Source organism: Rossellomorea sp. QJM3NY_18 (genome assembly GCF_056173145.1).
Window position 1 is genome coordinate 2,314,779 of the sequence record NZ_CM149659.1, and the last position, 18,998, is coordinate 2,333,776.

The 18,998-nt window shown below is 40.6% G+C and carries 16 protein-coding genes; 9 read left to right on the forward strand and 7 right to left on the reverse strand.

The annotated features are described in order from the left end of the window. Positions 1-118: 118 nt before the first annotated feature. Entirely contained in the window at positions 119-523 is a 405-nt protein-coding gene (locus AC0VXY_RS11865) for a sporulation protein (RefSeq protein ID WP_435990551.1), read from the reverse strand. 132 nt (positions 524-655) lie between these two features. Between AC0VXY_RS11865 and AC0VXY_RS11870 the strand changes: the two genes are divergently transcribed. After that, positions 656-997 carry a YckD family protein gene (locus tag AC0VXY_RS11870; RefSeq protein ID WP_435990550.1) on the forward strand — a complete coding sequence of 114 codons (342 nt, stop codon included), beginning with the start codon at positions 656-658 and terminating at the stop codon, positions 995-997. Between the two features lie 65 nt (positions 998-1,062). On the opposite strand, the gene AC0VXY_RS11875 is transcribed toward AC0VXY_RS11870, so the two are convergent. After that, a complete protein-coding gene (locus AC0VXY_RS11875) occupies positions 1,063-2,082 on the reverse strand; it encodes a threonine aldolase family protein (RefSeq protein WP_475525362.1) in 1,020 nt (339 codons plus the stop codon). 229 nt (positions 2,083-2,311) lie between these two features. On the opposite strand from AC0VXY_RS11875, the gene AC0VXY_RS11880 reads away from it, so the two are divergent. The 8 genes from AC0VXY_RS11880 to AC0VXY_RS11915 all read left to right on the forward strand — a co-directional run bounded on the left by AC0VXY_RS11880 (position 2,312) and on the right by AC0VXY_RS11915 (position 13,250). Further along, complete coding sequence (locus tag AC0VXY_RS11880; RefSeq protein ID WP_475525363.1) at positions 2,312-3,568, forward strand: helix-turn-helix domain-containing protein; 1,257 nt, start codon at positions 2,312-2,314, stop codon at positions 3,566-3,568. Between the two features lie 257 nt (positions 3,569-3,825). Next, a complete protein-coding gene (locus AC0VXY_RS11885) occupies positions 3,826-5,058 on the forward strand; it encodes an aminopeptidase (protein ID WP_475525364.1) in 1,233 nt (410 codons plus the stop codon). 226 nt (positions 5,059-5,284) lie between these two features. Next, positions 5,285-6,121, forward strand: coding sequence for an alpha/beta hydrolase (locus tag AC0VXY_RS11890; RefSeq protein WP_475525365.1), 837 nt, complete (start codon positions 5,285-5,287; stop codon positions 6,119-6,121). 112 nt (positions 6,122-6,233) lie between these two features. Continuing rightward, complete coding sequence (locus tag AC0VXY_RS11895) at positions 6,234-7,427, forward strand: class I SAM-dependent rRNA methyltransferase (protein ID WP_475525366.1); 1,194 nt, start codon at positions 6,234-6,236, stop codon at positions 7,425-7,427. Between the two features lie 146 nt (positions 7,428-7,573). After that, positions 7,574-8,110: a D-glycero-alpha-D-manno-heptose-1,7-bisphosphate 7-phosphatase gene (locus tag AC0VXY_RS11900; protein ID WP_475527861.1), complete on the forward strand. Its 537-nt coding sequence runs from the start codon at positions 7,574-7,576 to the stop codon at positions 8,108-8,110. Between the two features lie 152 nt (positions 8,111-8,262). After that, positions 8,263-10,419, forward strand: coding sequence for an MMPL family transporter (locus AC0VXY_RS11905; RefSeq protein ID WP_475525367.1), 2,157 nt, complete (start codon positions 8,263-8,265; stop codon positions 10,417-10,419). 168 nt (positions 10,420-10,587) lie between these two features. Next, complete coding sequence (locus AC0VXY_RS11910) at positions 10,588-12,504, forward strand: DUF294 nucleotidyltransferase-like domain-containing protein (protein ID WP_435990542.1); 1,917 nt, start codon at positions 10,588-10,590, stop codon at positions 12,502-12,504. Then, entirely contained in the window at positions 12,504-13,250 is a 747-nt protein-coding gene (locus AC0VXY_RS11915) for a 3'-5' exonuclease (protein WP_475525368.1), read from the forward strand. Before AC0VXY_RS11910 ends, AC0VXY_RS11915 begins: the two co-directional genes overlap by 1 nt. Before the next feature lie 57 nt (positions 13,251-13,307). Here the strand turns inward: AC0VXY_RS11915 and AC0VXY_RS11920 are convergent, their stop codons facing one another. The 5 genes from AC0VXY_RS11920 to AC0VXY_RS11940 form a co-directional block, all read right to left on the reverse strand. Continuing rightward, on the reverse strand, positions 13,308-14,570 hold the full coding sequence (locus AC0VXY_RS11920) for a glutamate-5-semialdehyde dehydrogenase (protein ID WP_475525369.1): 1,263 nt from the start codon (positions 14,568-14,570) through the stop codon (positions 13,308-13,310). A 75-nt stretch (positions 14,571-14,645) separates the two neighbouring features. Beyond that, positions 14,646-15,755, reverse strand: a complete 1,110-nt coding sequence (proB, locus tag AC0VXY_RS11925; protein WP_435990539.1) for a glutamate 5-kinase — start codon at positions 15,753-15,755, stop codon at positions 14,646-14,648. A gap of 120 nt (positions 15,756-15,875) precedes the next feature. Beyond that, positions 15,876-16,721: a pyrroline-5-carboxylate reductase gene (proC, locus tag AC0VXY_RS11930; RefSeq protein ID WP_475525370.1), complete on the reverse strand. Its 846-nt coding sequence runs from the start codon at positions 16,719-16,721 to the stop codon at positions 15,876-15,878. 462 nt (positions 16,722-17,183) lie between these two features. Next, a complete protein-coding gene (locus tag AC0VXY_RS11935; RefSeq protein WP_435990537.1) occupies positions 17,184-18,137 on the reverse strand; it encodes an LCP family protein in 954 nt (317 codons plus the stop codon). Positions 18,138-18,382: 245 nt separating this feature from the next. Next, the gene (locus AC0VXY_RS11940) at positions 18,383-18,973 is read right to left on the reverse strand and encodes a cob(I)yrinic acid a,c-diamide adenosyltransferase (protein WP_475527862.1); all 591 of its coding nucleotides are present in this window, start codon (positions 18,971-18,973) and stop codon (positions 18,383-18,385) included. Between the last annotated feature and the right edge of the window lie 25 nt (positions 18,974-18,998).

An 18,998-nucleotide genomic window follows, 5' to 3' on the forward strand; every position in this document is an offset into this window, starting at 1 on the left:
GGTTTTTATGGATTTCAATAAGAACTTAGTACTCTTTGTTTCTCCATTCATCACTCCTGTATCTATAAAACATTCAAAAAAGGGCCGATTCACTTGGGGAATCGGCCCTTTTCTAAGATCATCGGATAAATATGCTGTCCTCATCTGTGGGATCCACGGCTTGGGGTATATCCACCGTTGTCCTTAAAATGGTTTGTTCCGTATCAGTCGTTTTAGGGTGTTGGGCATTTGTAGGAAATTCAAATGGAATCCTTTTTTCCTCCCCAGCCTTAATCGTCCCTATACTGTCTAGTGTGATCGTATTTAAATCCTTTTCATGATAAGAAAAATCACTATCCTGTTTATCTTCTTCATACTTTAGGAGAAGTAATAGTTGTACTTCATTTACCGGCTGATCGGCCATCCCCCCCTTTAAGACGACATCCCCCTTGATGTGATCTCCCGGTGAAATCTCTGTCGTGTGCACGATGGTATCCACCTTCACATGACCTATACCGATACTTGACAAAAACTTATTTAACATTGATTAAGCCCCCTCATTCTGTTTCTACTCCTTGTTATACTAGCAATTCCATCGCCAATTCGTCCACTCTTACATATTCTTCTAATACTCTGCAAAGAATACAAGAGAATCTTCAGGAAGGAGGAAATTAATATGAAAAAAATAGTGGTTTCAATTGCAGCTGCCCTCATCATCAGCTTTGGATTCAGTTCCATCGTCTCTGCAGAAGGTCAAAGTCAAGGCCAGACGCCTGGGCAAAAGGTGAATCTGACAGAAGACCAAAAAGCAGAGCTTGGTAAATTGCACGATCAAATGTATTCAACGAAAAAAGAACTTGTAAAAAAATACGTCGAGTACGGTGTCTTTACCAAAGAACAAGGTGACAAAGTACTGACCATGATGGAAGCAAAGCATCAAAAGCTGAAAGAAAATGGTTATATGATGAGATGGCACCCACATCCTCATCATGGAAAGCAACTTGATCACAAAGAATAAAGGTGGAAATAGGGCAAATCTTGCCCTATTCTGTTTTTATGGACCTTCCCTTGAGAACAGATTGGCTAAAATTGAGCCTTAAGTATCCGGGAAACTTCCCCTATGTCCTCCATTGACACGTCATAATGAGTCGTGAAACGGACCAGGGTCGGCCCAAACGTCACGGCCAATATTCCTTTTCTCTCTAAATCTTCTACAAATTGAGTTGCTGTCATTCCAGTGCCTGATACCTCAGCCACTACAATATTAGTATCCACTCCATTGATGATTTCAATCCCGTTACATGTTTGAAAGGTTTCTTTGAGGATTCTTGCTTTCTCATGGTCTTCTGACAAGCGTCCTCTCATCTTCTTTAAGGCGACCAATCCTGGAGCCGCAATCACCCCGGCTTGTCTCAGTCCACCGCCCAAGCGTTTTCTCCACTTTCGAGCCTTCTTAATAAAGTTCTTATCACCTGCAATGATTGATCCTACCGGTGCGCCCAAGCCTTTTGATAAACATATTTGAACGGTATCACAATGATCCGTAAACTCCTTTACGTCCCGACCACTTGCGGCAACGGCATTAAAGAGCCTGGCTCCGTCAACATGTACCGGAATGGAGTGCTTCTTGGCAATGGTATGGATGGCTTGCATGTTTTCCGGTGAAACGATTGCCCCTCCCGCACGGTTATGTGTATTTTCCAGACAAATCAATCCCGTTTCAGGAAAATGCTGATCCTCCGTACGAATGGCATCTTTTATTTCACCAGGATCCATTTCTCCATTAGTCCCTGTAATCGTCCGGGTTTGAACACCTGCCAAAGCCGCAACTGCCCCTGATTCGTAATAAAAAATATGCGAATTCGTTTCTAATAGAATTTCATTTCCCGGTCTGGTATGGGTCAAGACGGCAATCTGGTTCCCCTGTGTACCACTTGTGACGAATAATGCTTCCTCTTTCCCAAGAATGCGCGCTGCTTCCTTTTCAAGCTGCAGGATAGTAGGATCTTCCCCATACACATCATCCCCCACTTCAGCCTCATAAGCTGCCCTTCTCATTTCCTCCGTTGGTTTTGTTACCGTATCACTTCGTAAATCAATCACAATGTCCATCCTCCTCTATAACTATCACTAGATTCATTATAACAAAGGATATTAATCGGAGAATCATTGTGACACAAAACCATTCAGGTAACCAAAATACCTCCAAAATACCCATTAAAAAATATAATTATAGGAATATTCTAAATTTTTCAGCTTTATTTATGTTATTATGTTAAATATTCTGTTCCATAGGTTGCAATTTTATATCCATTAAGAGGAGAAGAATCATATGAAGATTGGTTCTAAGATCCGTTTTCACAGACTCAAACAAAAGTTAACACAAGAAAATTTATCTAAAGGGATCATTTCAATATCTTATCTTTCGAAACTGGAAAATAACCAAGTGACACCTTCAGATGATATCGTCCATTTGCTATGCGAGCGCCTGGGTTTAAATAATCCAGTTAATCGCCCTAACCACTTGAATGAGCTTCTCGAAAAGTGGAATCATGCATTACTTTGGAATAAGGAGGATGAAGCACGATCCACTCACGAGGTCATCCAAAGGGATCTCGATCAAACCGATGATCTAACGACCCATTTCTTTTATAAAATTCTCTGCTTCAGGGTCCAATTAATAAGGGGCAATCCAACGGAAGCTTTCAGCCATATGGTCCATATTCAGTCAAATTATAAGGAACTTAACGACAAGCTTAATTTTTACTTTCACAAGTATAAAGGGAATTACTATTATTTAAGGAAAGAATACGAAAAAGCCAAAGGTGAGTTGAAAGAAGCAGAAACGTACTTTGTACTTGGAAATGTTGTAAATGAAGAAGAAAGGGCAGATTTATTTTATCTATTCAGTTTAGTCCTGACACGTTTACACATGTATCGTTTAGCCATTTACTACGGTGAAAAAGCCCTCTCCATATTTCAGGGTGTCTATTACCAGAAAAGGTGTGCAGAGGTCCATTTACTGTTGGGAATCTGCTATCGGAGAATTCGGAATAGTGAGGACGCCGTAAAGCATTATGAATGGGCTAACTTCATTTCTCAGTCCATTCAGTATACGTCTTTACATTCCAAGATCGAGCAAAACTTCGGATACCTTAAATCTTTTATGAATAAAAGCGATGAAGCCATCCAGCATTTTGTGAAAAGCATTGAATTAAAAGATTCGGACGAAGAAGGAAGACTCTATTCGATTCTTTCCCTTGTCAAAGAGCATTATAAACTGAATCAACGTTCAAAAGTTCAATTCTGGTTGCCTAAAGGATTGGAGCTTTGTTCAAAAGAAAGATATCCCGATAAATTCTATCAATTATCTTATTATCAATTTGCACTGAATGAATTCCCTAATGGTTTTGAGAATTTCATGAAGGAGTATGCACTGGCTTACTTTAAGAAAAACGGCTCCCTTCTATTATATGCTGAGTATTCCAAATTCCTTGGCCAATATTATCAAAGAATTAGAAAATACAAATTTGCAGCATTCCATCTAAATGAAGCCAATATCATTTATGAAGAAATGCTGCCTTTATAAGGAGGTGGTTAAAAAATGAAAAAGCTGAGAAAGTTATTGATTATCACCAGTCTAACAGCTATGGCCCTTGCCGGCGTCGTCGTCATTAACTCAAATGAAGAAGAATTCCCACCGTTCTCAACTAAACTATAAACATATAAGGACTGGTCCAGTTTGGGACCGGTCTTTTTTACATTAAATAATGATCTTATTCAATGAAATTTTCTGAAAAAAGAGATATAGTTATGATTGAATACATATATAAGGGGGATTCACAAATGAATCAAGCATTTGAGAGAAACTTAGGAAGATATGCAGACCTGATCGTAGAAGTCGGATTGAATCTGCAAAAGGGACAGGAACTGATGATATCAGCACCTATTACATCATACGAATTTGTTCGGCTGATTACAGAGAAAGCATACGAAGCAGGAGCACTGAATGTGTTAACGGATTTCTATGATGATGAACTAAAAAAAATCCGCTTAGAGAAATCTGCCGAGGATGGATTGAAAGCGTTCCCTAAATGGAAAGCTAAAGGATATATTGAAATGGCAGAGGACAATGTTGCATTATTGAATTTAGCTGCCCCGAATCCTTCTCTTTTAAGGAATTCAGATCCTACGCGTGTCGCTATGTTGAACAAAACCTCTGCAGAAGCGATGAAAGACTTTTCAGCTTATATCGGAGGCGGAAAGATCAGCTGGTTGATCGCTGCGATACCAACAGTGGAATGGGCTCAAACCGTTTTTCCTGATCTTTCTCAAGAAGATGCTTTCACAAAACTGTGGGAAAACATCTTTTATACAACTAGAACGGATCGGGAGAATACCGTCGAATTATGGGAAGAACATATCGATAACCTTAATAAAAACGCCCACCGTTTAAATGAAGGGAAATACAAAAAGCTTCATTATAAAGGACCGGGAACAGACCTGACCATCGAATTCCATCCAAAAACAAAATGGATCAGTGCCCAATTCACGAATGATAAAGGGATTCCTTTCGTCCCGAATCTACCAACGGAAGAAGTGTTTTCGATTCCAGATAAATATGGGGTGAACGGTGTTGTATCGAGTACAAAGCCTCTTAATTATAGCGGTACCCTCATCAAGAATTTCTCATTGACCTTCAAGGAAGGGAAAGTGATTGATTACACGGCTGAAGAAGGCTATGAAACGCTAAAGAACTTACTCGAAACGGATGAAGGTGCATCGTATTTGGGTGAGGTTGCATTGGTACCTCACGACTCCCCCATTTCCAATACAAATATCGTTTTCAACAACACCCTTTTTGATGAAAATGCTTCGTGTCATATTGCATTGGGCAGGGCTCTGTCTGTATGTGTAGAAGATGGTAAGACGATGACGCCTGAACAGTTACAGCAAATAGGCTTTAACGAAAGCATGATTCATGTGGACTTCATGATTGGCTCATCACAATTGGATATTGACGGTGAAAAGGCGGATGGTACGATAGAACCGATTTTCAAAGCTGGAGATTGGGTTTAATTTTCTTTATTAATGGCAGAATAAAGTTGTAGGCTTAAATAATTCATTTAAGCCTTTTTCTTATGGTCCTTGCTTTTACTGACTAGGGGAAGTGAAGAAACAGAAACATAGTACCAAATAAGGCAAAAATTACATATAATATGACAAATAAATTTCTTTTTTAACATATTCAATACTTCACGAATCCCTTACAATAGAAGTATACCTTTTTAAAGGAGCGATTTTCTTGTCAGTAAAGTCAAAACAATCATTTTTCTGGAGCGGGTTCATTATCATTGCCTTCTTCACTTTATATACTATTTTCCGGACGACGAATGTCCAATCCAGTGAAAAACCTTTAACCGCCGAAGAGAAATATCCAACAGTCTTCGTGCACGGATACAAAGGTACATATAATTCTTTCAGGACCATGTTGGACCGTTTTGAAAACCGGCATGGGTGGGGTCAAAAAACGCTGGAAATTTCGGTATCAGATTCCGGCAGTATAAGATACAAAGGGACTCTCCCTAAAAACCCTAGTTCTCCCCCACTTGTTCAAGTCATTTTTGAAGACAATCGTGCTTCCTTAGATAAACAGGCGATATGGCTTGAAAATGCCATGAAGCTGCTGCATCACCAATTCAATGTATCTACTGTTAATATTGTCGCCCACTCTATGGGTGGCCTTGCTTCAACCCAATATTTAGAAAATACCAGTAATGAATCGTTTGTACCAAAAACTCATAAATTCATTACGATTGCTACTCCTTTTCAGGGAGTCACGAAAGAGTCTTATGGTCAAATCAATACCGGTGCAGCTGTGATTGATTTAAAGCCTGGATCTCGCGCACTGACGAAAATGTATCTCAATCGTCATTTGATTCCTCCTGAAATAAATGTGTTATCCATCGCTGGTTCAGGTGATGACGTGGTAAATGTACAGAGTGCACTGGAGAGTCGAACATTTTTCGAAAAAAATCCTTTTCAGTCCAAAATAGTATATGATCCAACGATTTCTCATAGCGGATTACATGAGACGATGAAAGTGGACCGTCTTGTAGGAGATTACCTTTGGAGTAAATAATTCAAAAACCTTTCCCCTCTTCGGACCTGAGGGGGTTTTTTTATGCAGTTGCGTAAACGCCCGTAACGTTCTATACTACACAAGACTAAACCAATAGGTTAGGATGAGTGGAATGACTAAAGAAAAAATCGTCAAAGCAAGCCCAAAATACATACAACCATTTCTAAAGGGGTTTCCTCTTTTAAATAAAGAAAATGTCACTACATCGATTGAAGATGCAAAAGACGGTGACATCCTCAAACTGGTAGATTCCGATGGTCGCTTTATTGCAAAAGGGTACTACGGACTCCAGAATAAAGGAATCGGCTGGCTTCTGAGCTGGAAAGAACATGAGGATATAGACAAGGAGTTCATTTATAAAAAGATCCAGGCTGCCATTAATCAACGTCTACACTTCTACTATAGTGAGGATACGACGGCATTCAGGGTGTTTAATGGGGAAGGCGACGGTTTCGGGGGTGTAACCATTGACTACTTTGATGGATATTATCTCATTCAGTGGTATTCAAAGGGTGCCTATTCTTTTCATGAACAAGTGATGGAATCGATACGGGAATTAACCGAATATAAAGGTATTTACCAGAAGAAAAGGTTCGCACAGGAAGGGAAATACGTTGAAGAAGACGATTTTGTCGAAGGCACACGCCCTTCCTTCCCTCTTCTCGTGAAAGAAAACGGCGTACAATTTGCCATCTATTTAAATGACGGAGCGATGGTGGGGGTATTTCTCGATCAACGCGAAGTGAGGAAAAGGATCCGTGACTCATACTCAGAAGGCAAAAGGGTATTAAATACCTTCTCTTACACCGGTGCATTCTCTGTATGTGCGGCTCTCGGCGGTGCCTCCCTCACCACCAGTGTGGATCTTGCAAATCGCAGTTTAAGTAAAACGATTGAACAATTCAGCATAAACGGAATCGATTACGAAGCTCAAGACATCATTGTCGAAGATGTCTTTAAGTACTTCAAATATGCTGTTAAAAAACAGCTTTCATTCGATGTGGTGATATTAGATCCACCAAGCTTTGCCCGTTCCAAAAAACACACATTCAGTGCAGCTAAAGATTATAAGGATTTGTTGAAAGAAGCAATTGCCATCACTGAAAAGAACGGTACCATCGTGGCTTCCACAAACTGCAGCACGTTCAATATGAAAAAATTCAAAGGGTTTATAGATACAGCATTCAAGGAAAGCAATGGGAAATATAAAATACTCGAAGAATACACTCTTCCTGAAGATTTTAAAACCCTCAGTCAATACAAGCAGAGCGACTACTTAAAAGTCGCTTTTATCCGCAAACTATAAAGGATAGGGCCGGACTTTCTTAAGCTCCGGCACTATCGATTAAGAAATAATGACAGAATACTCTGTCATTATTTCCTCGGAAACCGCAAGAAGCGACATATACACGGTGTTTACTGATGAAAATTATCGAATAAGGAGGATTTATGATGAATAAAGCTGTTTTTCTTGACCGAGATGGCGTAATCAATGAGGTGAAAACCAATAGAGTCGGCTTCGTGAACCGGCCAGATCAATTTTATTTCCTGGAAGGAGTCCCCGAAGCTATAAAGGCCTTATCTCAATCCGGATTCCTTCTTTTTGTCGTTACAAATCAAGGTGGCGTTGGGTTAGGCTATCTTTCCCATGATGAGCTGGACTCCATCCATGAATATATGGTAAATGAAATCAAACAAGCAGGCGGTTTCATTCAGGAAGTTTCCTGCTGCATTCACAAACCCCATGCGGGTTGTTCATGCAGAAAGCCCGAACCCGGTATGCTTCTTGAACTGGCAGAAAAATACGGCATTGATCTTACTGGATCTTTCATGATTGGGGATCGTAATGTAGATATAGAAGCAGGCAACAATGCTGGATGCACCACCATTTTACTAAATGGAAACTCTTCTCCAACATATAACGCTGATTACATATTTCCTGATTTATTGAGCGCTTCCACTTTCATTCTCAACATGAAGAAATCTTAATGCTCGTTCAATTATCATCTATTCGAGCATTTAGTTATTGCACCTGATTACTCCACCTATTAAACTGAATGATTGATTCTTTTTTATTGAAAGAAGTAATGTAAATATCAATAAATCAGGATGTAAGATTTTCAATTTAGGAGTGTGATGAGATGGACCTGCTCGGTAAAGGGATCACCCGTTTGTATAAATGGATCATTGTACTCTGGGTAATGATCGCGGGGATATTCGCTTATTTTGCAACAGACTTACCCACCATATTAGGCGGAGATGGTTTTAGGACTGACGGACAGTTTGAAAAAGTGAACGACGAATTGACCGATTCGTTTGATTTTCCCGAATCATCCATTTTGTTGCTTATGGAAAAGCAGGATTTCCAATCTGCAGAAGGGTTTCAGGCATCCATTAAGAAAACAATCGAGAGCATAGAACACTTGGGTGTCACCTCTTCTATACAGTCACCACTACAAGATGAAAAATTAGTGAAAAACGACGTGGCGTACGCCGTTTTATCCTTCGATGAGTCTGATATCACCGACGAAATAAATCAAATCAAAGCACTAGTAAAAGAAAATCCAGGCCAATCATTGACCGGGGCATCCATTATTAGTTCAGATATTAATAAGGCAAGTCAGGATGATCTGAAACGGGCAGAATTGATAGGATTACCTTTCGCTCTTCTTGTCCTGTTATTTGCATTCGGCTCGGTTGTTGCTTCCATTGTTCCCATCATCATTGGAGTGGTAACGGTCGTTACGGCATTCGGGATTCTCGCTCTGATTGGCGTCAGCATGGAATTATCCGTTTTCCTGCTGAATGTAGTTCCAATGATCGGGCTTGCCCTGAGCATTGACTTCTCTCTACTGTTCATTAACCGCTACCGTGAAGAACTGGCCACGAGGTCAATACCGGAAGCGATCCTTACCACTATTCAAACTGCTGGAAAATCGATCATTTTCTCTGCATTATGTGTATTCATCGGTTTAGGAGCTATGCTGCTCATTGAAATCGATATATTCCAGACTATCGCCATCGGGGGCATGGTAGTCGTCATGCTAGCAGTGGTATCTGCATTATCACTCCTCCCTTCCGTTCTTCTGCTCCTCGGAACGTCCATAAATAAATGGATGCTGATCAAACAGAAGAAAAATGCCCACGAGAAATGGAGGGCGTTTGCCGGGTTTGTCATGAAAAGACCTGTGTTCCTTGCCCTGCTTGCTCTGTTTGTCTTAGTGATCGGCATTTTGCCTGTTCGGTCTATGAAACTTGCCATTCCTGATACGGAGGCATTACCTGCTACATTTGAATCCCGTCAGGCGATGGATACTATTAAGGAAAAGTTCAAGACAGATGAAGGCAGTACGGTTTATGTGATCGCCAAACGGGAGAATGGCTGGACCAATAAAGACGGATTGGAGGATTTGAATGAACTCCTTTCAGATTTCACCCAGGAAGCAGCTGTGACTTCAGTGGACTCTATCTTTAAAGCTACGAATATCGACTCTCCTGAAAAGTTATTCGGGGCCATTCAGCAGCCCGAATCTAAGGAGAAGATTGATCCTGCATTGAATCGTTTTATCCAGGGAGACAAAGCATTGATTCCCGTGCACTTGTCATTGGATTCATCATCATCCGCTGCTCAGGAACTGGTGAATGAATGGAGTAACAAAGAATGGTCACATCCCCTCCAGTTTGGAGGACAGGTGAAATTCAATCAGGAAATCTTTGATGAGATTTATCAAAAAGTAGGATTGTGCCTGTTCATCATTTTAGGTTCGACTTACCTGATTCTGATGATCGCATTCCGCTCCATCATCATTCCATTGAAGGCCATTTTGATGAATATCATCAGTCTTACATCGACATTCGGAATCTTAGTATGGATTTTCCAGGGTGGACACTTCGGAATCCCGGAAACGGATATTGCCCTTGTGCTTCCAGTCTTGGTATTCAGTCTTGTTTTCGGACTTAGCATGGATTATGAGGTATTCCTTATTTCAAGGATTCATGAAATTTATCAAGAAACCGGTGATAACACACGTTCTACCATTGAGGGACTTACTTCAACAAGTAAAATCATCACCTCAGCCGCTCTTATCATGATTGTCATAACGGGAGCTTTCGCCTTCACAGGTGTAATGCCCGTCAAACAGATCGGAGTAGGGATTGCCATCGCCATTTTCATTGATGCAACCATCGTCAGAATGATATTGGTCCCTTCGTTAATGAAGCTACTTGGTGACTGGAACTGGTGGATGCCTTTCATGAAAAAGGAAAAGCAGGTAGAAAAAGCACATAAAGCCTCTTAAACTGCGACTTGTGAAAGTTTTCCTGCTGATTGTGAACCAAACGGAATGATCGACAAGACACCCTGATATCAGGGTGTCTTATTATGATTGCCGGCCCGTTTTATCGTTTTCAAATTAGGGGATTCTATGGTAAAGTACTATGGAACCAGCACGAACGGGAGGTATTTGATGAACCAGCAGGAATTACTACAAATTATTCGGGATCACTATCCATTTGATGTGCTATCAGCAGAACAGCTGGATTACATTATTTCCGGTTCTACATACACAACTTTCAAGAAAGGGGAATTTCTCTTTCATGAAGATGAAACGGTGGAAGAACTGGATATTTACTTCCTTGTCTCCGGACTTGCCAAGAATGTCCTCCATCGTTCCAGTGGAAAGCAATATTCACTCCGCTTCTATTACCCTGGTGACTTGATTGGCATCATGATCATGCTCACGAGCGGGCAAATGACTTTTTCAGTCCAGGCAATAGAAGATTGTAAGGTTTTCCGAATTCAGAAAGACCGGATTTTGGACATCATGACTAAAAACAATGATTTTTCAAAAATCATATTTGAAAGTATCGGCAATCGGATGAAAACCCTCTACGATGAAATTAAAGTAAAGTCTGCCACTGAAACCGATGATGAAAACATCAATCTATTTCGCACAAAAGTCCATACTCTCATGGACAGCCCTACTTTCATTGATAGAAATGCTACCATCATTGATGCAGCCACAAAGATGAAAGAACAGGACACGTATGGGTTAGTCGTGGTGGATCAGGATAAAAAGATGCTTGGTATCCTTACACAACGGGAAATCCTATCTTATATTACCAATCCAAGTATCTCTGATAAGGTGAAAGACTGGATGAAGGAAAAGCCTTTCTGGATCAGGGATGAGTCCTTCGCATATGAGGCCCTATCTTACTTTAAACATGAAGAAGTGGATTTCGTCCCCATCATTCATAATGATGTAGTGGTTGGGATTCTAACCAGTACATCATTTCTCAATATACAGGATTCGAATTACCTGGACCTTTCTTATAAAATTCAAAAGGCCTTGACGAATGAGGAACTGGTCGAACTGGCTACGGTGAAGAGCGAAACGTTCCAACAGTTCATTCAAGATCTTCTTGCACAAGACAGCTTTGGATTCGATATTTGTGAAGTGATATCCAATTACAATGATCGGCTTCACCGGAAAATCATTCAATTGAGTGAAAAAGAAATGAGACAGGAAGGGTTCGGTTCGGCCCCAATCAATTATTGTTTTATTGTCATGGGCAGTCAGGGACGAAGTGAGCAGGGATTCCATACTGACCAGGATAATGGGATCATCCTTGATGATTATAATCACTTATCCGACCTTAAAAAAGTTGATTTCTATTTTCAGGCCTTCACCGAGAAGCTGAATTTAAAGCTTGCTGCATGTGGCTTTCCTGAATGTACAGGTGGGATCATGGCGAAGGAACAAAAATGGAAAAGGTCTTATACGGACTGGAAAAAGGCGATTGATGAGTGGCTCCACGAGATGGATGCACAGGAAATCCAGAACATCACGATGTTTTATGACTTCCGTCCGATTTTCGGAGACTATTCCATCGCAGAAGAAATTCGGAATTACCTGACTGAAAAATCGAAACGATCCCTTAATATGCAGCAACTCTTACGAAAAGATGCCCTTCGATTCAAACTCCCCGTTGGTCCATTGGGCCGGGTGAACCTGAAGCCGAAAAATCATCTATTCAATATCAAAAAGTCAGGGCTCTTACAAATCGTTAATATGATCCGGATTCATTCTGTAAAGTATGGGATAAAAGAAGTGAACACAATCAAAAGGGTACAGGCATTGAAGAAGTTACAAGCCTTTCACCCCAGGGATGCGGAAAATGTAAAAACGGCCATGCATATCCTCCTTTCCTTGAGAACACAACAGAATCTGCGTGAACTTAGTGAGGGAAAGCCTTTAAGTAATGACATCGATGTCCGCACCCTTTCGAAAGAGGATCGTCAAAAATTAAAAGAATCCATCCAGATTGCCAATCGACTGCAGCAGGTGATGGAAATCAGTTTCAATAGGAACCGGGTGGTTTAATGGATAATCTAGGTATTAACGTAGGCTACCGGATACTAAAGTATTATTTATGGCAGCAATTCATCTTCCGCCATCAAGTCAGGCGGGAAAAAGAAAAGCTTTCCTACCATAAACTTTCCCGTGGCCTTAAACAATTTGAAGAAGAAAAACCGACCCTTCAAAAAAAACATCTCTTCCACTGCACCTTTACGATTTTCGACCTTGAGACCACTGGTTTTTTTCCTGAAGTTGGAGATGAAATCATATCGATAGGAGCTGTAAAGGTGAAAGAAGGAGAAGTTCAAAGGGACGATACATTCTATCAGGTGATCGACCCCCTTCAAACGGTGTCCAGAGAAACGAAGAGGTTTACGGGTCTAAGACGTAAAGATTTTTTAAATGGTGTGACGCTACCCATAGGGTTGGAACGCTTTTTGGAGTTCAGCAAAGGAACGATCCTGGTGGCCCATCCCGCGAGCTTCGACATTAATTTTCTTCAAAAAAGGATCAATAAGTGGGAGCTGCCTTTTTTCGATCCTGAATTTGTCGATTCCTTTTCGCTTGCCAATAGCTTACTTGGCAGGGATGACTGCTATTTGGATGTTCTCATAAAGAAATTCGATATTCAAGATCGTATCCGCCACCATGCTTTAAATGATGCGATCATGACGGCCGAGATCTTTGAACGACTTTTAAAACTATGTTATCAACAAGAAGTTCATACGATCCGTGGATTACATGAATTCCTCCTTCAGGAATCGGGCTGACATTCGATGGCACATGAAAAAACGCATGAGAAAAATACCTCATGCGTTTTTTATATATTATCGAATTTGTCCAGTTCCATGCATCATATACTTCACTGTTGTTAACGCTGGAAGCCCCATCGGACCTCTTGCATGCAACTTCTGAGTTGAAATGCCAATTTCAGCACCGAATCCTAATGCTCCTCCATCTGTGAAACGTGTGGATGCATTATGATATAAAGCAGCGGCATCAACGAGCATCATGAATTTTTTTGCTGTTTCATTGTTTTCCGTCACAATCGCTTCTGAATGTTTGGTACCGTATTCCTCTATATGTTCCACGGCTTCATCTAGTGAAGACACAACTTTAACGGCAATATCAAGACTTAAATATTCGTTTGCCCAATCTTCTTCGCCTGCAAGTTTGGCATCTTTGATCACTTCAACCACTTTTTCGTCACCATGAATGGCAACACGATGATCTTTCAATTTTTCAACAAAGGCATCCTTATGTTCATCGAACCATTTCTCATGAAGAATGACGGTTTCAGCCGCATTACAAACCGCAGGTCGGTCCGTTTTGGCATTAATGATGATGTTCAATGCTTTTTCCAGTTCAGCTTCCTTATCAATATATATGTGACAGTTCCCTACTCCTGTCTCCAGGACAGGGACCGTTGCATTATTGACGACGGCGTTGATCAATGCACCACCTCCACGGGGAATCAGCACATCAATATGTTCTTTCATTGTAAATAATTCACTTGTTGCCTCGCGATCTGTAGTGTTGATGAATTGTACGGCATCCTTTGGGATATCTGTTTGTTCCAATGCCTCATGCATAACGTCCACAATGGCTTTATTCGACGTTATGGCATTCGATCCACCTTTCAAGATGATGGCATTACCTGATTTCAATGCAAGACCTGTAGCGTCCACCGTCACGTTCGGCCGCGCCTCATAAATCATTCCGATGACACCGAGCGGAACGGTCATTTTTTGAACTTGCAGCTGATTTTCCAAGGTCCAATCTGAAACCACTTTACCAGTCGGGTCTTCCAGGTCAGCCACTTGGCGAAGACCGCTTGCAAAGTCTTCAACCCGTTCTTTAGAGAGAGATAAACGATCCATAAAGGCCGCTTCAAATCCTTTCTCCCTGCCTCTCTCAAGATCTTTTTCGTTCTGTTTTAGAATGGATCCGTAGTTTGCTTCTAAATGGTCGGCAAGGATATGAAGGGCTTTATTTTTTTGTTCCGTTGTCAGCATACTTAGCGTCTTAGAAGCTTTTTTAGCCAATATAGCCTGTTTTTTCACATCGGTTTTTTCTACAGTTAAAGTCATCAAATACCTCCTGATTATTTTAAAAAGCTATATACTTAAATGAATCAATTTTATAATTATTATATTTGTAATCAATTAAACCCCTACTGGAATGGGAAATTCCACATGGCATACGAGCTGATCAATTTCTACTGCGATCTCATCGGCTTTTATGTCTGTAGGATTCTTCAGTTGGCCGGAACGATAGTTGACCATTCCAAGACCGACTTCTTCGTTGCGGTTATCCAGGATGCGTACGACTGCACCCTTATCAAAACGGCCTTTCACAGTATAAATATCATCGATGGTTAAGCTTTCTTTCTGTTCCAAGATACGGTCTTTCGCATCTGCATCGATAGTGATTTCACCTTCTGGACCCGAATTGAACGCAATCCATTGCTTTTTGGAATCAAGATTGACCGAATCTTCCGTCGATTCAAAATAGGTTCCTTTCGCCGTATGCTGAACAGCATCATAAATGATGTTAGTATGTCCGGATTTACCAAGGAACGCAGGTATGCCTGATGCCATTGTAATCTTAAATGCATCGATCTTTGATCTCATGCCGCCAGTACCGACTGAGCTTCCCGGCTCTCCTGCCATGTCTTCAATATCTTCCGTGATTTCAGTCACACTCTCCAGCAGTTCAGCTTCTGGATTTTTACGTGGATCCGAATCATATAGCCCATCAATATCTGATAGAATGATGAGTTGATCAGCATCAACTAGTGCAGCGACTTTGGCGGATAGTGTGTCATTATCTCCGAATTTCAAACGGTCAATCGTTACAGTATCATTTTCATTCACAATCGGGATAATCCCTCTTTCGAGTAGGACATTAATCGTGTTTCTTGCATTGTTATATCGATCTTCATCAGAAAAATCACTACGAGTGATCAGAATTTGAGAAGCCACATATCCATTTGAAATTAACAGATCAGAATACGCTTCAATTAATAGCCCTTGGCCAATAGCTGCTGCGGCCTGCTTCTCAGGCAACGAACTTGGACGTGTCAAGCAACCCAATTTCCGATAACCTGCTGCAACTGCTCCTGACGAAACAAGCAAGACTTCATGACCGTCATCCTTTAAGCGGACAACCTCATCCACAAGTCGCTCAAGCTTCCTGCGGCTCATTTCTCCATGTAAGCTTGTCAATGAACTACTTCCAATCTTAATCACGATACGTTTCTTATTTTGGGACATTCAATCACTCCTAGTAATAAGGTCCGTCCCTTGCCCCTCTTTCTATATGCAGGGACAGACCTGTATTTCGAGTATGGTTGGTAAATAATATATATGAGGTGTTTGTTATAAGTTGGGTTATTAGCTTGTGACTAATTCTTTGGACTGTAAGGATGAGCTGATTTCTTTCGAGCGTTTTTCTGCTCCCTTAACAGCTTCTGAGATGGCTTTACCTCCACCGAACTGAGCTAATGCATCAAGTCCTGCAGCCGTAGTACCGTTTGGGGATGTTACATTTTCTCTTAGTTGAGTTGGTGATTCTTCTCGCTCCAACATCATTTTGGCTGCTCCAAAAATGGTTTGAGCTCCGATTTTACGAGCCAATTTCGGGTCTAATCCTGCTTCAGCACCCGTCTTTTCGATATGTTCCATTAAATAGTAGAAGTAAGCTGGACCGCTTCCGGCAATTCCGGTGAAGATGTCCATCTGACTCTCCTCGATGACGAATACTTCTCCGATGCTTGATAATAATTCTTCTGCGTTCTCCATATCTTCTCTTGAAGTGAATCTTCCGGCACTGATTGCCGTTGCAGATTCCTTCAGCATACTTGATGTATTTGGCATGACACGGATGACAGGCTGACCTGCAGGTAACTGTACTTCCATATGGGAAGTCGTGATCCCTGCCAGTACCGACATGATCACCGTATCATTTCTGACCAGGTGATTGATGGAATCTAATGCTTTATCGATATCCTTTGGCTTCATTGCAAGAATGAGGATATCTATTTCGTTAAAGGGCAGATCGTCTTTCATTATTGCAGTGATATCATATTTAGCTTTCATTTCTTGAAGTCTTCCGTAATTGCTTCTATTGGAAACAATGATTTGATCAGCTGGAATCTTTCCACTCTGTACTGTTCCTGAAATCATTGCTTCAGCCATATTACCTGCACCCAGAAATGCTATCGTTTTATTATTTAACAATCATATCCACTCCCGTTCCTTATTTTATGGTAAGTTCTTCTCAAAACACTTTTTTTCGTTTTCAATCGAACATTTAATGTAAAGTTTAAGAAAAAATTTTTAAGATCATGGTTGTTTCATGTCGCCAAAAACCTTGTTTGGCGGGTGTTTTGTTCACAACGTTTATAATCGTAACATGCTGATGAATGATATCAAGAGCATTAAAGGAAGTAGTAAGGAATTAGCCGAAATAGCTAGTGGAAGCGTTATCATTACCATTTATTTTATTCAGATTCCTTCTGAAGGCTCTAGATTGGCTGAGAGAGCGCATAATCAGAATTTATACTTTTAGGATTTGATTGATAATGGATCGATTTTTGACCTTGATCCTTGTTAGCGCAGTTCCAGAGTCCGTTCCATCAAGTCCACTCCAAAGCAAAAAAATCCCGTTAAGCATTCAAAGGCTTAACGGGATTTTCAGATTTATTCGTTTGTTGTATCGTCTGAGCTTTTTCCACTCAGGAAGTCTTTTAAAGCTTGAATATTTTCTTCAAAGTCAATTTCGAGAACGGAGCCCACTCCACTGTAACTTCCATTTGTATATGAACCTTCTACTGGCAAGGTTAGCTTGTCCATATCACTACTGTTAGTAAGGAGGATATCTTTCGCGATTGAGATTTGATCCAGTTTACTCATATTCGTCTGAATATATGGCTGAATGGATCCTGCCATTTTCGGAAGCTTTGTTACGCCTCCGATGGATAAGGCTTCATCTTTAAGGGCAGCAATCACTTTTTGCTGTCTTTCAACCCTTCCGAAGTCACCATTTCCATCATGACGGAATCTGGCATAGCCGAGTAATTCTTTTCCGTTCAGGTTTTGGACACCCGGTTCGAGGGAAACACCGATGTTTTCTGACATGGCTTTTTCAACATCCATTTCAATTCCTTTTGGTGCAAGGATGTCGACTGACTGTTCAAAACCTTTAAAATCGACAATCATATAGTACTGAATATCCAAATCAAAGTTCTGTTTAATCGTCTTGCGCAGCAATTCAGGACCACCTAAATAAAATGCCGTATTCAGTTTATAATTTTTATAACCTGGTATTTCTACATAAATATCTCTCATAAAAGATACGAGTTTGGTTTCATTTGTTTTTGGATCAATCTGTGCGAGCATCATGGTGTCTGTCCTTGATTTCTCCTCGCCCCTGCTATCGACTCCCAATAACAAAACGTTAACTTTCCCATTTTCATCTTTTACTCCGTTGAATTTATAATCTTTCTGCATCTGGTCTTCACCAGCCATTTTATAACCACTGTAAAATTGAAAAGCAGCGTAACCGATCAAACTGAAAATAAGGATTAATAATACCAAAATCACTTTTCTTCCACGTTTTTTCTTTTTGGTCTTTCTATCTAGTCGTGACTCCATTTCTTCACCTACTTTTATGACATTCATGATGAACCGATGATAATATGAAATAGTACTCTATACAATTGAAATTGACAATCACTGAATACTGGATAAACTAACACTTTTCTCCATACCGGTCCACCCCGAGAATATAGTTTACCATAAATATCATTAAAAGTATTTAGTTGTTCTCTTCATTAATAAACAATTGCATACTTTCTATAATCCCCTCTAATTACAAGAAGAAAAAGAGAGTATTCGAACTACTTTTCGATGTTTTTCTTAACTTTACCGGTAGAAAATACGTTGGCACTGCGTAAGTATTCTACGTCTTTCACGTTACTGCGATGATTGATCACGCGTGCCAAGGCAAAAAAGTAGTCTGATAGTCGGTTGATATATTGTAACGTAACCACAGAAAAGTCTCCGTCTGTCTTCGAAAGGGATACGATACACCTCTCTGCCCTCCTTGCAACGGTACGGGCAATATGAATACTTGCAGAAGCCTTCGTACCACCCGGGAGTATGAACTTTTCAAGAGGTGGAGCTTCTTTGATCATACCGTCTATCTTTTCTTCCAAAGCATGTACGGAATCAATTTGAAGCTTGTTTCTTCTCTTTTTTGATACATTGGATAAATCTCCACCGCAGTCAAAGAGTTCGTTCTGGATAGTAACTAAATCCATCACTATATCGTCAAAACGCTCATGATCCAATTCAGAAATTGCCTGACCAACGAAGCAATTTACTTCATCCAGTGTCCCGTATGCTTCGACCCGGATATGATCCTTATCGACCCTTCCCCCGATTAAACTTGTCTGACCTTTGTCCCCGGTTCTTGTATAAAGTTGCATCAAAACTTCTCTCCCCTTCTGTTAA

What these genes read in the sequence shown, in the direction of transcription:
- AC0VXY_RS11865 (WP_435990551.1), bottom strand. Translation starts at nt 523, where the DNA reads ATGTTAAATAAGTTTTTGTCAAGTATCGGTATAGGTCATGTGAAGGTG.
- AC0VXY_RS11870 (WP_435990550.1), top strand. Translation starts at nt 656, where the DNA reads ATGAAAAAAATAGTGGTTTCAATTGCAGCTGCCCTCATCATCAGCTTT.
- AC0VXY_RS11880 (WP_475525363.1), top strand. Translation starts at nt 2,312, where the DNA reads ATGAAGATTGGTTCTAAGATCCGTTTTCACAGACTCAAACAAAAGTTA.
- AC0VXY_RS11885 (WP_475525364.1), top strand. Translation starts at nt 3,826, where the DNA reads ATGAATCAAGCATTTGAGAGAAACTTAGGAAGATATGCAGACCTGATC.
- AC0VXY_RS11895 (WP_475525366.1), top strand. Translation starts at nt 6,234, where the DNA reads ATGACTAAAGAAAAAATCGTCAAAGCAAGCCCAAAATACATACAACCA.
- AC0VXY_RS11900 (WP_475527861.1), top strand. Translation starts at nt 7,574, where the DNA reads ATGAATAAAGCTGTTTTTCTTGACCGAGATGGCGTAATCAATGAGGTG.
- AC0VXY_RS11905 (WP_475525367.1), top strand. Translation starts at nt 8,263, where the DNA reads ATGGACCTGCTCGGTAAAGGGATCACCCGTTTGTATAAATGGATCATT.
- AC0VXY_RS11910 (WP_435990542.1), top strand. Translation starts at nt 10,588, where the DNA reads ATGAACCAGCAGGAATTACTACAAATTATTCGGGATCACTATCCATTT.
- AC0VXY_RS11915 (WP_475525368.1), top strand. Translation starts at nt 12,504, where the DNA reads ATGGATAATCTAGGTATTAACGTAGGCTACCGGATACTAAAGTATTAT.
- AC0VXY_RS11920 (WP_475525369.1), bottom strand. Translation starts at nt 14,570, where the DNA reads ATGACTTTAACTGTAGAAAAAACCGATGTGAAAAAACAGGCTATATTG.
- proB (WP_435990539.1), bottom strand. Translation starts at nt 15,755, where the DNA reads ATGTCCCAAAATAAGAAACGTATCGTGATTAAGATTGGAAGTAGTTCA.
- AC0VXY_RS11935 (WP_435990537.1), bottom strand. Translation starts at nt 18,137, where the DNA reads ATGGAGTCACGACTAGATAGAAAGACCAAAAAGAAAAAACGTGGAAGA.
- AC0VXY_RS11940 (WP_475527862.1), bottom strand. Translation starts at nt 18,973, where the DNA reads ATGCAACTTTATACAAGAACCGGGGACAAAGGTCAGACAAGTTTAATC.